10 protein-coding genes are annotated in these 13,500 nt (G+C 42.9%); 1 reads left to right on the forward strand and 9 read right to left on the reverse strand.

The features are described from left to right. Nucleotides 1-18: 18 nt before the first annotated feature. Nucleotides 19-2,478, reverse strand: a complete 2,460-nt coding sequence (locus EG028_RS14220) for an SLBB domain-containing protein (RefSeq protein ID WP_120517192.1) — start codon at nt 2,476-2,478, stop codon at nt 19-21. A gap of 248 nt (nt 2,479-2,726) precedes the next feature. Next, the gene (locus EG028_RS14225; RefSeq protein ID WP_120517191.1) at nt 2,727-4,019 is read right to left on the reverse strand and encodes a nucleotide sugar dehydrogenase; all 1,293 of its coding nucleotides are present in this window, start codon (nt 4,017-4,019) and stop codon (nt 2,727-2,729) included. A gap of 550 nt (nt 4,020-4,569) precedes the next feature. Here EG028_RS14225 and EG028_RS14230 point away from each other — a divergent pair. After that, complete coding sequence (locus EG028_RS14230; RefSeq protein WP_120517189.1) at nt 4,570-5,070, forward strand: RNA polymerase sigma factor; 501 nt, start codon at nt 4,570-4,572, stop codon at nt 5,068-5,070. Nucleotides 5,071-5,395: 325 nt separating this feature from the next. Here the strand turns inward: EG028_RS14230 and EG028_RS14235 are convergent, their stop codons facing one another. The 7 genes from EG028_RS14235 to rfbG are packed head-to-tail and all read right to left on the reverse strand — an operon-like array spanning nt 5,396 to nt 13,494. Continuing rightward, complete coding sequence (locus EG028_RS14235; RefSeq protein ID WP_120517188.1) at nt 5,396-6,574, reverse strand: glycosyltransferase family 4 protein; 1,179 nt, start codon at nt 6,572-6,574, stop codon at nt 5,396-5,398. A gap of 29 nt (nt 6,575-6,603) precedes the next feature. After that, on the reverse strand, nt 6,604-8,046 hold the full coding sequence (locus EG028_RS14240; RefSeq protein ID WP_120517187.1) for a lipopolysaccharide biosynthesis protein: 1,443 nt from the start codon (nt 8,044-8,046) through the stop codon (nt 6,604-6,606). Next, on the reverse strand, nt 8,043-9,203 hold the full coding sequence (locus tag EG028_RS14245) for a glycosyltransferase (RefSeq protein ID WP_120517186.1): 1,161 nt from the start codon (nt 9,201-9,203) through the stop codon (nt 8,043-8,045). The genes EG028_RS14240 and EG028_RS14245 overlap by 4 nt, the downstream gene beginning before the upstream one ends. Before the next feature lie 12 nt (nt 9,204-9,215). Continuing rightward, nucleotides 9,216-10,238, reverse strand: coding sequence for a GDP-mannose 4,6-dehydratase (locus EG028_RS14250; protein ID WP_120517185.1), 1,023 nt, complete (start codon nt 10,236-10,238; stop codon nt 9,216-9,218). Further along, the gene (gene rfbH, locus EG028_RS14255) at nt 10,235-11,542 is read right to left on the reverse strand and encodes a lipopolysaccharide biosynthesis protein RfbH (RefSeq protein WP_120517184.1); all 1,308 of its coding nucleotides are present in this window, start codon (nt 11,540-11,542) and stop codon (nt 10,235-10,237) included. The genes EG028_RS14250 and rfbH overlap by 4 nt, the downstream gene beginning before the upstream one ends. Before the next feature lies 1 nt (nt 11,543). After that, entirely contained in the window at nt 11,544-12,434 is an 891-nt protein-coding gene (locus EG028_RS14260) for an NAD-dependent epimerase/dehydratase family protein (protein ID WP_162946515.1), read from the reverse strand. After that, nucleotides 12,427-13,494: a CDP-glucose 4,6-dehydratase gene (gene rfbG, locus EG028_RS14265; RefSeq protein WP_120517182.1), complete on the reverse strand. Its 1,068-nt coding sequence runs from the start codon at nt 13,492-13,494 to the stop codon at nt 12,427-12,429. The genes EG028_RS14260 and rfbG overlap by 8 nt, the downstream gene beginning before the upstream one ends. Nucleotides 13,495-13,500 lie beyond the last annotated feature (6 nt).

Below are 13,500 nucleotides of genomic sequence, written 5' to 3' on the forward strand. Positions count from 1 at the left end.
TATCTTAACCTTGAAGGGTTAATTCGTTCTGTCCAAAATGGTAATGATGATCAAAGCAAGCGATGCTATACCTGTTGTAACGCCTATTACTTCCTGTGAGTTCAACCCTTTGCCATCCTTTTTGGCCGGTACATAAATTTCGGCTCCCGGCTTTACTTTTGGATAGCTGTTGAAGAAAAGTACCTTTTTGCTACTTTTTACGTCACCATTTGCGTACACCACGTAGCTTCTTCTCTTCAATGCGCTATTTGTAAACCCGCCGGCACCTCTGATATAATCCCTGAAAGTGATCTTCTTGTCAAACCGCATCTTTTTCGGAAAATAAATCTCTCCATACAATTGTACTGTCTCCAACTTTTTGGGAATCTTAATCATATCCCCCTCTTCCAGTAAAAGATCGTACTTGGAACCGGGAGTTTTTAATATTTCCAACAGATTAATACCCAGTAACTGCTCCTTCTGGGAAACGGTGGTCTCCATTTTCCGGATAGCCGTACTGTCATCCAGTTTATTGTAGAAAATCTGCAATTTCGAATTCAACAGGGCGCTGTCGGATGAGTTTACAAACGTTTTGCGCAACAAAACAGCTCCTTCCGCATATGCTTCAGGTCGCAATCCACCGGCTCTTTTCATCAAATCGGAGATCTTCTCCTTTTTAGTATTGATCGTATAAGAGCCAGGAAATACCACTTCCCCATCAACAGAAACAGATGCCTGCTCCGAATAGGTAGGTGATTTCCTGATCACCACTTCATCAAATGGCTGGAGGTAAAAGCCCTGGGCCGATGCAAGGTCTTCAGACAGGTCGAATTGCGCAACAATGGACGAAATACTGTCCGCAGGATTATACTCCTTTCCGCGCACCCTGCGCGATACTTCTACTCTTTTTAAAGATGCAGCATCTCTTAGGCCACCGGCCATCAATATAAGGTCACCGATCTGCAGGCTGTCGGAAAAATTGAAATACCCGGGCCTGTTTACTTCGCCGGCTATCTTTAACTGATATTCTTCCTGCAGGCCCAACTTTGAGTAGATTACAACGCTGTCTTCCCGCTGCAGGGAAATTCTGCCTCCCTCGGAAACACTAAAGCTGAGCAATGTTGGTGTAAAATCGTCCTTCAGGCGGAAAATAACAGCGCGGGCGGTAGAAGCATCTTCTTTCGTTCCATCTGCTTGTTTGATCAGATCTGCAACGGTCATATTGGCACCTTCCAGGGCATATTCTCCGGGGTGAAACACTGCGCCGGTAATGGTCACCCGGTTGGAGAAACGGCTTAATACCGAATCTACAACGAACCGATCCCCTGAATGAAGCTGGAAGCTGTTGATCTCAGCAAAAGGCACATTCACAACTTCACGTTCTTTATTATTGATTCGGCTGGCACGAATTGCATCACGGTATGCTATGTCGGTAAAACCGCCTGCGTAATCCAGCACAGTTTGCAGGGTTTCGTTCTCTTTTACTTCGTATATAGCCTGGCGTTTCACCTGCCCGACCAGTTCCACGCGGGTTTTGTAAGGATTCACCCGCACAATGTCCTGGTCCTGCAGCACAATATTATTGCTCAAATCGCCATTTTTCAGGAAATCATATAAATCGAAACGGACAACCGGGGCGCCATTACGGATCACCTGTATATCACGGAACGAGCCATTCACATTGGGGCCACCGGATACGTACAGTGCATTAGCGACCGTTGCTAGTGAAGGAAGGGAATAAGTGCCCGGCATTTCGATCTCCCCGATCAGGAGCACACGGATAGTGCGAATAGTGCCTAGTGATACCTGCACGAAGGTATTGCCAGACTTGATGCCTCCATAAATAGTAGCCAGCTGCTGGGAAATCCGTTTGGTGGCTTCATCCATCGTCAGGCTGTTCACATATACAGGCCCCAGATATGGTATCCTTATATACCCTTCAGGCGAAACTTTCAATTTATGCTGCACTTCAGAATAACCGTATACATCTATTACTACCTCATCACCTGCCGCCAGCTTATAGTTTGGTGGTGTGGCCATGCGCAGATTGGGTTCGAAGGTCAGATTTTTATTGGTAAAAAGTTCTGCCCCAAAAATTTTCTTCCTGCGGGCATCGTAATCGCGTTCAGCAGCAGTCATGGGTTTTACGTCACGGGCGGATTGGGTGGTGCCCTCCTGATCCACTGTCCTTTCCGTATCCGTGATAGGGCTAAAACCAGAGACAGGGAATGACAATTCTTTTTCAAGGTTCAGCGCACGGATACGGTCTTTCAGCTTGCCAACTTCCGAAGAAGGTATTCCTTTCTGCTGCGCGTAAGTGTCCAACTGGTCCAGCCCGATCTTATTTTTTTTCATTTCCGCCACCAGTTGCCGCACTTGTTCATCAGACAAATCTTCCACTTTCATTTGTTGCGACTGGATCTGGGATATGGATGGAATCTGTGCGAAAGCGCACAGACCTATAAACAGGAATATTTGAACCAATAATAACTTCTTCATGCAGTTTCCAGATAATAATAACTTCGCGAATATTTCACCACTTTCTGCAAACTCTCTGCCAATTAAGGGTTTACGAAAAAAGGATCGGCAAATTTATTAAAAAAAGCATATAAATGTTAGCTAGCTGAAAATCAGTGGCAATTTAAAATGAAGCCTTTATAAGCCTGCCAGCTGCCAGAGGGAAGGTTGGGTAACGATAAATGTTAATATAAATTCCCTTCTTATCCGGTTGGGAGTTGCAAATAAGTTTACAACCTACTGTCTACCAATGATCTGTCTAGAAATGATTTCGTGTCAAATACAACGGCGTTCTTCCCGTTGGTAATCTTTGAAAAGTCCAGCTCGAGGAATTCCTTGTGAGACACGGCCAGTATAACCGCATCATACCCCGAACCCGGCTTATCTGTTAGACTAATTCCGTATTCCTCTTCCACGATTTCATGGGAGGCATGTGGATCGTACACGTCTATAGCCACGCCGAATTGCATCAGCTCCCTGTAAATATCCACCACTCTTGAATTTCTAACATCCGGACAATTCTCCTTAAAAGTCACGCCCAGGATAAGCGCCCTGGCCCCGTCGATCTTATGGCCTTTTTTGATCATGAGTTTCACCACCTTGTTCGCTACGAACATGCCCATGTTATCATTTACACGCCGGCCGGACAGGATCACCTGAGGGTGATATCCCAAAGACTCGGCTTTGTGCGCAAGATAATAGGGATCTACGCCAATGCAATGACCGCCTACCAATCCTGGTTTATATTTAAGGAAGTTCCATTTGGTGCCCGCGGCTTCGATCACGTCAGAGGTGTCTATACCTATACGGTCGAATATCAGGGCGAGTTCGTTCACAAAACTGATATTCACATCGCGTTGTGCATTTTCAATGGCTTTGGAGGCTTCAGCCACTTTTATGCTGGGGGCTTTATGAGTGCCCGCAGTAATAATGCTGCTGTAAAGCGCATCCACGGCGTCCGCTATCTCCGGGGTAGAGCCGGAAGTGACCTTTTTTATCTTTGTCAGGGTATTGATCTTATCCCCGGGATTGATCCTTTCAGGGGAATAACCGCAAAAGAAATCTGTATTGAACTTCAGGCCCGAAACCTTTTCCAGCACCGGCACACAATCCTCTTCGGTACAGCCGGGATATACAGTCGATTCGTAAATGACAATGTCTCCTTTCTTTAAGTACCTGCCCAGCATTTCCGAAGCTTTCAGCAAGGGCTTCAGGTCCGGTGCTTTGAACTGGTCAATGGGAGTGGGCACCGTTACGATGAAAATATTGGGGGAGGTAAGGTCCTGCTCATCCGAAGAGAGTTTCAGTCCTTGTTTAGGGTTCGTTTTGCCGGAAGCCAGCATTGCATTCAGGCTTTCGATGTCCGCCTCATTGGTATGATCTTCACCCGCAGAAAGTTCATTTACGCGGCTTGTATTAATATCGAAACCAAGTACGGGGTATTTCCTGGAAAATTCAATGGCAAGGGGTAATCCTACGTATCCTAGACCTATCACGGCAATTTTCTGATCGTTGGCTGTCATTTTTTGAGAGATGTTAGAAGTGTTTTTAGTAATATTTTTTTCGGAGTTATTTAATCACACGGGCGGTCAAATGCAAACCCCGACAAAAATAAAAATCTTTCTTTGATGCGGGAACATTTCAGTTTGTTTGGGCTGTATATGATGAACCGGCTTCCTGTAAGGATTTACGAGAACGGCACCGTAAATTTATTAAAAATAACATATAAATGTTACATGACTGAAAATCAGCTCATAAAAGAAGGGATAATTTTTTTTCAAAGTTACAAAACCATTAGGGTGGTTCGAGCGTATATATACGAGACGTGGACTATTCGTGTTATATAACTGTATCCTTACATTTGTTTAATGTTTTATGCATGAATAGTTAAACGTATTTAACCCCGTTAACCATCGGTTATACATGTGAATAATACTCCCTGTGCTTTTGCTAAATGCTGATTATGAAATAATTAATTAACCTGCATTTTAGCCCGTAACGAAAAAAAATCGCGGAAATTGTTTGGAGTAACGTCTTATTTTGTTTAAATTAGTATAACAAAAATTAAACAATATGTCATCCGCTGAATTTAACACCCTATTGCTCAGCAATGCTGACTTCCTAAAGCCCTTCGCCATAACGTTGACCAAGGACGCCGAATCCGCCAAGGATCTTTATCAGGAAACCATGTTCAGGGCCCTTTCCAACCAGGAAAAGTACCTTGCCGGAACTAATATCCGGGCCTGGTTGTACACCATTATGAGGAATATCTTTATTAACAACTACCGGCGAAAATCAAAACAACACCTCTGCTTCGACAATTCCACCAACGATTTCCTGCTCAACACCCAGCAGGTGATCATTGGCAACCAGGCTGAAAGCGGCCTCCGGATCAAAGACATCCAGACCTCCGTTCACAACCTGCCCGTTATTTTTAAAAAGCCGTTCATCTTGTACCTGGACGGATTCAAGTATTTCGAGATTGCAGATATTCTGGAAGAACCCTTAGGAACCATCAAGAGCCGTATCCATTTCGCCCGTAAAATGTTGAAAGCCCAGGTAGCCCGTTACTGAAACTGATTTCTTGTTAATCTGTCCGTACTCACGGAAAGCGCTCCATCAAACTGACATCCCTTACATGCCTTATGCTCCCCGGTAAATTGTTGCCCCCGGAGGAAGAGGTATCGTATGTTGATTTTTGCTCACGTGTTTATCGTGAAGTCACCACTGCGTCGTTTTCAAACGTTGCAATGGCTGGGATGACGTATCCGGAATCTGATCGGTTGATTGCTGAAAAAGGTTTTACCTTAACGACGACTTTCTTCCGGGGGGCGGAGAGGTGATCAATTATGTGAAACCAGTCAGGTTGTTAGTACAGCACTCAACCGGAGTTTAGCATTTAATGAGAAGAAAATAACACTTCCATATAGATGTTGTAAATGCCGGCGCTATATTTTTCGATTGTATATTTCTCTGGTACTTCAGTCCGGGCGTTATGTTTTATCTTCAGGGAGAGGTCATTATCTTTTAAAAGAAGTTTCATTTTTTCGGATAATTCGGTGTAGCCATTTGAATACAACAATCCATTATCATTATCTCTGATGATTTCCGAAGTGCCGGCATTATTATATCCTATTACAGGAACATTATTCACCATTGCTTCTACCGTAACTCGGCCGAAAGCCTCGTTGGCTGAGCACATAACTAGGCAGTGAATAGAATCGTATATTGATTTAATATTGTCAAGATAGCCGGTGAACTTAATGTAATCCTGTAAATGATTCTTATTGATGAATTCCTTTAATGATTTAATGTATTTAGCTTCTCCATCGCCAATGATCCATAGTTCGGTTTTCTTATTAGTAAGGTGGACAAGCTGGAATGCGCGCAAAGCCTCCATCTGATTTTTTCCTTCGCAGATCAGGCCAATAATGGCAAAGATCATTTTTGGAGGGGGAGCTTCTGTTGTTTTATTGGGTAGTTCATTTACAGGGATATCTTTCGAAAAGATCACGCCATTGTATATCACCGCTTTGAGTTTTACGGGGCTGGTAGATATTCTGGCAGCATAAATTGAATTGCTGATGCCTATTATCGCTGTCGACTTGTTTAGCCAATGCTGGAAATAGCCATAACCAAAATTGTAGGTAAATTTATAGTCTTCCCATCCGTACTCCCTGATATGCCAGACATGCGGTATTTTTTTCCATTGTGCAAAATATGCTCCTATGAATGTAGCTGAAGAATTGGAGTGAATAATATCGGCTCCATCCAACTTACGGGAATGTTTCAGAACCAGGTACCAGTTGTAAAAAAATTTAAGCGTATTTTTAAAAAAGCTGGTAATCCCTTTTCGGGTATTGTATTGTATTTCGTTGTAAAAGGGAAGTAGCAGGCAACTAATATTATTCAGTTTTGCAAAATCTGTAATTTTTCCCAGAGCAGGCACTACCAATACAACATCAGTTTTTTGTTCCTTTATCAGCCCCTCAATCAAATTGATCAATGACTTATTTGCACCATACAATTCTGTATAATGAGTAAAGAAAACCAGTTTCATTTTTTTGATACCTGTCATAGTTGTTCTTTATTCTTTGAAGATGATTGTCATTGCTGTTTCAATGACCGTAATAATTTTAAAAATTGCCTGTGTTCGCCAAGTAACAACATACCTGAAGTTACGGCAGCTACCGCAACGGCTGACTTGAGCAAAAAGCTGGCCACCTCATTGTGCAGAGTAACAGAATTATTTAAAAGACTTTCAGAGATAAATACGAGTGATGCCAGTATGAGCGGAGTCCTAAATAGCTTAATGAATGTAATAAAATCTCCATTTAACATCCTAATTAGAAGAATGTAACATTGCACAAAGTTTAGCAAGAATGCGGCAAGCAAACCAAAAGATACGCCAATTAAACTTTTGCTGATGAAAATGCCGTACAGTATACCCAGAATCATTGTAATTGCGGACAGGAATCCAGAAACAAAAAGCAGTTTGGTGTTATTGGCAGCCTGAAAAATTGATCCCGAGCTTGAAAGAACTATTTGGAGCCCCACACTCCATGCCAATACTTCAAAGGGAGGTATCGCAGCGGACCATTGCCTGCCAAAAATGATAAATATGAGTTCGCTTGCAGTAAAGTGCAGAAAAATAGATAAGGGAAATCCTACCAGCGCTAAAACCTGCACTATCTTCATATAGATGTCAAATATCCGCCGTTTATCTTGCTGAAATTCTGAAAAATGTGGATGAATCACAGCAGATAGTACATATGTCAGGTTCTCCACGGGTAAAAGCATTAAACGGTATGCTTTATCGTAAAGTCCCAATGAGGCAGGAGAAAGAAATTTCCCGATCAATAATTTATCCAGGTTACGGGAGAAGTAGTTGATGAAGTTAAAAAGGAATTGGTAGATAGAGTATCTGAATATTTTCCGGATTGCAGATAATTTTGGGAAAAGCTCGAATGAAAGCGGGTTCTTCAGGTAATTGAAGATGAACATAAAAACAGAAGCAGAAATTGCATATAGAATCAACGCATAGGCTTTAAGTCCTGCATATGCAGCTGCGATACCGACGATGCCGCTTGCCACTTGTATTAATAAGGTCCTTTGCGCAATAAACCTGAATTTTTTTTCCTTCAGCAGAAGGGCATTGGGCACTACGTTCAGGCTGGCGAACAGCACTGTGAGGGAAAGCAGCCGGCAAATGGCTATCAGCATGGGTTGCGAGTAATAATCTGCAATAAATCCTGAAGCCAAAAAAAACAAGAGGCCGAGCAATACACCGAGGTATACTGAAAAAGAAAAAATGGATGCAGTCTCTGTCGGGGTCAGCGTTTTGTTTTGGATAACAGCCACACCGATGCCGATATCACAGAGGAGGTTAAAGAATACAATGAAAACAGTTGCAATTGCAATTACCCCAAAGTCTTTCGGTGTAAGCAGGCGGGAGAGAATCCCGGTAATCACTAACTGGACCACTAAGCCGATATATTTAGCCCCTGCTGTAAATAGAACGCTATGTATAAATTGGTTTCGCAAAATCATTTTATGTAGTTAGAGGGCATCTGTACATATTCTTTTAGCAGATTTTCGTACGCTGCATATGCAGCTGCGGTGGAAAAATTATCCTGGAAAACCTTAAATGAATTGTTTACTATATGTTCTACCTCAGCAACCGTCATTGATTTGATCGACAGTATATTATCTGCAATAACTTCTATAGACGGTTCACACATGAATATGCTCCTTCCATCTTGGAAAAACTCTGAAAAAGCTTCTGAATGTTGTGTCAGTATGGGTATCTTCATACCTGCGGCTTCAACGGCTTTGTTTACGATTACAGATCTAGCTTTTTCCGAATCACCAAAAACTCCCATGGAAAGAGCGCAATGTTCTGTCAAAAACTTTTCCAACTTTCCATTGTAAAAAGTAACATCGTTTCTGATGGTGATGTGGTTGGTGAGGCCATTTTCAGCTATGATCCTGCCATAAGGCTCAGCTGCTTCGTCGTTATTTCCGAATATATATAGGTGGCAGTTTTCATCTTTCTTAACAACCGCCTTGATAGCCAGGATAATCTTTTCAAGACCGTGTAGCGGAATGTAGGTACCCCACCATACAATGTTAAATGGTGTATCCTTATGGGAATAATAATATAAAAGGGCCTTAGTGCGCTCTTTTACACAAAGCGGTATAATAGTATAATCAAGGTCGTCCAGGTTCAGCTGACATAATGCGGCATATCTTCTTGCTTCAGTAAGGTTGAGGTAGATAGCGCGGGAGTGCTTTTGCAGCAGGGTATCAAATTCCTTATATCTTTGTGCCGTCACAGAATGTTCACTATATGTTTTCCTGTCCAGAGCCAGCGTATCAAACATTGAAATATAATATTCGGCAAGAATTTTTTTCTTAAAAAAGATAGCCGCTTTTAATATACGGAAATGTACAAACATTGCCGGGAAATAGACAAGGTCGGCGTGAAGGAATTGATAGAGTATGAAAATGTCCCGGATAATGAGATGTGTGCGTCTTTTTATTTTCTGAATAAAGCAAATGAGTGGATTCCCTGAAAGTTTATAGTAGGGTTTGGCAGAAATATAGGTAAGATTGAATAACTGATAATTATCCATCACACACTTCATGAATGTTTGTGTCCGGTAGAGGTCTAGCGCTTCACCAACAATTAAGATATTTTTTCTCATCGAATCTTACATTTAGATTACCTTGACAGATAACCAGTTTAACACGCTTTCTATTCCATCTTTCTTGTCTACTGCAGGTTTCCAGGGAAGTAGCGCCAGCGCTTTGGTGATATCCGCCACAAAAACTTTCTGATCGCTTTCTCTCCAGTTTAGTTTTGTATAGCTCATTTGTATACCCAACATTTTCTCGAGTAAGGCAAAAAGTTCCAGCAGGGACAAGCTGTTTGAAATCCCTCCTCCGATGTTAAATGCCTGCCCGTAGGCAGCCTTAATATCTTTTGCCACAAAATAAAGGCTTACCACATCGGAGGCATACAGAACATCCCGTACCTGCTTCCCACTACCTGAAATGGTAAAGGGTTCTGTTGACGTTCTTTTTTTTATTTCCAGCGCTTTCTGGCAGAACCAGCCCACCCATCCCTGGTCGAACGTGGCATGTTGATTACTACCGTACATAGAAGAATGACGGAATACGATCGTTTTGATCCCGAATATACGGCTGTAGTCCAGCAGATATTGATCCGCCGCACCTTTGGAGCAACCATAGGGAGAATGGAATTCCAGGGTTAGGGATTCAGGGAAACCATATGGGTATTCCTTACAGACATAGCGGGTATTAGTTTCCTCAAACGTCAGGTCTGAAAAATCACCATATACCTTATTGGTTGATGAATACAAAATAACCGAAGTGGGTGAATATTTCCGGACTGCTTCCAGCAAGTTGTGTGTGCCAATTGCATTTACTTCAAAATCCAGCCGCGGATTCTGAATTGAAGTGGTCATGGCCACTTGCCCTGCAAGATGAAAGATATAATCCGGCTTATATGTATTTATTGCAACTTCTACGTCGTTATAATTACGGATATCATACGGAAGGTGAATAAACTGTCCCTTTCCCCTCAGCCAATCAAGGTTTTGAGCACCTCCATGACGCCAAAGGTTATCGAGGATAATTAATTCTTCGCCGCGTTTTAATACTTCAGCCGCCAGGTTTGATCCAATAAATCCACATCCTCCTGTAATTAAATACTTCATATTGTATGAATATAATTTTTGATCGTTTCTAAAATATAATCATAATGATCTTCATTCAACCCAGGCCAAACACCCAGCCAGAAGGACCTCTCCATGATAATGTCTGTGTTCGTCAAATCCCCGACTATTCTTTTTTCTATATTTTTATAAGCTGGTTGCTTTACCAGGTTGCCGGCAAATAGCAGCCTTGTGCCTATTTTTTTTTCTTCCAGGTGCTGTACAAGGGCGTTCCTGTTTAGTTTGCTTCCTTCCCTCAGGGTGATCATAAAACCGAACCAGCTGGGATCGCTATGTTCTGTGGCTTCATGGAGAATAAAGTGTTCTTCAAACTGCTGAAGCATTTTGTAAAGAAATTTGTGATTTTCTTTTCTTTTCTTAACAAACTGATCCGCTTTTTTCAGCTGGCTCAACCCGATTGCTGCCTGCATATCGGTAACTTTTAAATTAAAACCGATATGTGAATAAGTATACTTGTGATCGTAGCCACAGGGTAATTCCCCCAGCTGCCAGTCGAAACGTTTGCCGCAGGTATTATCTTTACCCGGCTCGCACCAGCAGTCACGGCCCCAGTCCCTGAAACTTTCAACCGTTTTTTTCAGAGATGCATTATTGATGAGTACGGCACCGCCTTCACCCATGGTAATGTGATGCGCAGGGTAAAACGATACGGTTGCCAAATCGCCGAATGTCCCTGTTTTCTTACCACGGTAAGTTGCCCCCAGAGAATCACAATCATCCTCAATTACCCATAGATTATGTTTATGGGCGACCCGCATTACTTCGTCGAGATTATATGGATTGCCCAGTGTATGGGCAATAAAGATCGCCTTGGTTTTTGGGGAAACTGCCTCTTCGATAAGTTCGGCCTTGATATTATAGGTTGGAATGTCCACGTCTACGAATACCGGGATCGCGCCGAACTGGATAATGGGGTTCACCGTTGTGGGAAAACCTGCAGCTACTGTTATCACCTCGTCTCCGGGCTGAATGGCCCGGTCTCCCAGTTTTGGTGAAGTAAGCGTATAAAAAGCAACCAGGTTGGCTGATGAACCTGAGTTTACCAGGGCTGAGAAACGAGATCCGAACCATTGAGCAAACTTTCGTTCAAACTCAACACCGAACCGGCCGGTTGTGAGCCATCCATCCAAGGCGGCGTCCACGCCCCATAGCAGATCTTCACTATCTAATATTTTTCCGGTCACCGGGATGTAGTCTTTCCCCGGGATGATCGTGCGTGTTACATTTTTTTCTGCGATGCCTTTCAGCATTTCTGCCAGCTCTCCGTTAAAATTCTTAAAACTCATATTAGTGCTGATAATAGTAATCAATTGTTTTTTTGAATGCCTCCGGCATGGGCGTCTGCATAAAACCAAGTTCTTCACACTTTTGGGATGCGTTGAAAAATACTTTGCCTTCGTTCGTTCGCTGCCGGATCTTTCCCCATTGCCAAAGGCCGGGGTTAAAATCAGGTACTGTCTGCGACATCTGTTCTGCAAGTTCTTTTATTGGCATCGGCCTGCCGGAGCCCACGTTGATCACTTCGCCGGCTACTTTATCCAGCCCATATTCTATAAGCCGGGCTATAAAGTGCGCGAGGTCCTGTACAAAAAAATAGTCCCGTTGCTGAGCGCCTGAGGAAAGTTCGATCTCTTTCCTGTTTTTTTGCGCTAGTAGCAGGGCCGGTATGATTTTACTCGGATCTTCTCCCGGACCGAACATGGCAAATGGCCTCAGCACCAGGAAGTTTTTTCTTTCAGAGGATTCAAGATAGCGGGAGAAGAGTAATTTGCTGATGCCATAGTCCGTAAGCGGCATTGCAGCACTGTCTTCACGAAGTTCCCCTAGTCCGAGATCGTACTCAAAGGCGGTCCCTATCTGTATCCAGAAATAACCTGAATGCTGCTCGTCCAGGTATTTTTTAAGCAGGTAAGGCTGGTAGTAATTTACCAGTTTCATTTTTTCCGGGTCTGCCTGGTGTTTGACAACGCCGTATCCGGAGGCATTAATAATTACATCCGGCCTGATCCGGAAAATGTTCTCCCATGAGGTGACGTCGTCCAGGTCCATATGAATAGTGCTCTTCGCGGTCTGGCCGGGTTTGCGGCTGCAGCCAAAAACAGGATAGAGGTTATGCAGGATATTATAGATATTGCCTCCTACAAAACCAGTGCTCCCCAGGATTAAAATTTTAGGCATTTTCATAGTCAAGAATATCTTTTTTCACTAATTCAAATGCCCGCGTTGTTTGTGCATTTTTGTACCAGGAAATAGTTTTATTGATTGCTTCATTTGCATTTAACCTGGGCCGCCAGTCGAGTTCACTTAAGGCTTTACTGATGTCAAGCTTTAACAGTCCCGCTTCATGTGGCTGGCTTCCGTGACTTCTGATCTCATATTTGCCTTTCTGCCAGATTTCGATGGCCTTTTTTACAAGATCCTCCACTTCGAGATTGTCTTCAATGTAAGGGCCGAAGTTATAGGCGGTTGAAAATCTTATCGGATCTTTCTCCATGTAATATCCAAGCAACAGGTAACCACATAGAGGCTCCATGACGTGTTGCCATGGTCTTATTGCTTTTGGATTTCTGATAATAACTGGCTCGTTTTGCCTCAACGCACGTACAGTATCCGGGATGATCCTGTCTTTTGCCCAGTCTCCACCACCGATGACATTACCGGCGCGTGCTACTGCAATGGCTTTTTTATGATTTTCATAATGAGCGCTGTTAAAAAAAGAGTTCCTATAAGATTCAATAATAAGCTCCATACAGGCTTTACTGGCACTGTAAGGATCATATCCTCCCAGCCTGTCGTTTTCCCTGTATGGATATAACCATTCATGATTATGATAGACTTTGTCGGTGGTAATCAGGATTAGGTTGCAGCGTCTGGCCAGTTTTTTTGTTGCTTCCAGGATATGTGCGGTACCGATACCATTAATACTGAAAGTTTCCACAGGTTTTTCATAAGAAAGTCTCACAAGGGGCTGGGCCGCCAGGTGAAAAATAAAATCCGGCTCAAACTCCAGTATTTCTTTCTCAATGCTGGGATAGTCCATGATATCTCCAAAAATTGATTCGCACAGGTTGGTTCCCCCGATCTCATTAAAGAGGTCATTTTCGTTTTCCGGCGGCAGGGCATAACCTTTTACTTTGGCGCCTAATAAAAATAGCCAGCTTAAAAGCCAGCTTCCTTTAAAACCAGTATGACCAGTTATCAGGACCTTTTTTCCTTTATATGTATTTGAAAAGATCATAGTTGT

Source organism: Chitinophaga barathri (genome assembly GCF_003807585.1).
GTDB classification, from domain to species: Bacteria; Bacteroidota; Bacteroidia; order Chitinophagales; family Chitinophagaceae; genus Chitinophaga; species Chitinophaga barathri.

What these genes read in the sequence shown, in the direction of transcription:
- EG028_RS14220 (WP_120517192.1), bottom strand. Translation starts at nt 2,478, where the DNA reads ATGAAGAAGTTATTATTGGTTCAAATATTCCTGTTTATAGGTCTGTGC.
- EG028_RS14230 (WP_120517189.1), top strand. Translation starts at nt 4,570, where the DNA reads ATGTCATCCGCTGAATTTAACACCCTATTGCTCAGCAATGCTGACTTC.
- EG028_RS14240 (WP_120517187.1), bottom strand. Translation starts at nt 8,046, where the DNA reads ATGATTTTGCGAAACCAATTTATACATAGCGTTCTATTTACAGCAGGG.
- EG028_RS14250 (WP_120517185.1), bottom strand. Translation starts at nt 10,238, where the DNA reads ATGAAGTATTTAATTACAGGAGGATGTGGATTTATTGGATCAAACCTG.
- rfbH (WP_120517184.1), bottom strand. Translation starts at nt 11,542, where the DNA reads ATGAGTTTTAAGAATTTTAACGGAGAGCTGGCAGAAATGCTGAAAGGC.
- rfbG (WP_120517182.1), bottom strand. Translation starts at nt 13,494, where the DNA reads ATGATCTTTTCAAATACATATAAAGGAAAAAAGGTCCTGATAACTGGT.
- EG028_RS14235 (WP_120517188.1), bottom strand. Translation starts at nt 6,574, where the DNA reads ATGACAGGTATCAAAAAAATGAAACTGGTTTTCTTTACTCATTATACA.
- EG028_RS14225 (WP_120517191.1), bottom strand. Translation starts at nt 4,019, where the DNA reads ATGACAGCCAACGATCAGAAAATTGCCGTGATAGGTCTAGGATACGTA.
- EG028_RS14245 (WP_120517186.1), bottom strand. Translation starts at nt 9,203, where the DNA reads ATGAGAAAAAATATCTTAATTGTTGGTGAAGCGCTAGACCTCTACCGG.
- EG028_RS14260 (WP_162946515.1), bottom strand. Translation starts at nt 12,434, where the DNA reads ATGCCTAAAATTTTAATCCTGGGGAGCACTGGTTTTGTAGGAGGCAAT.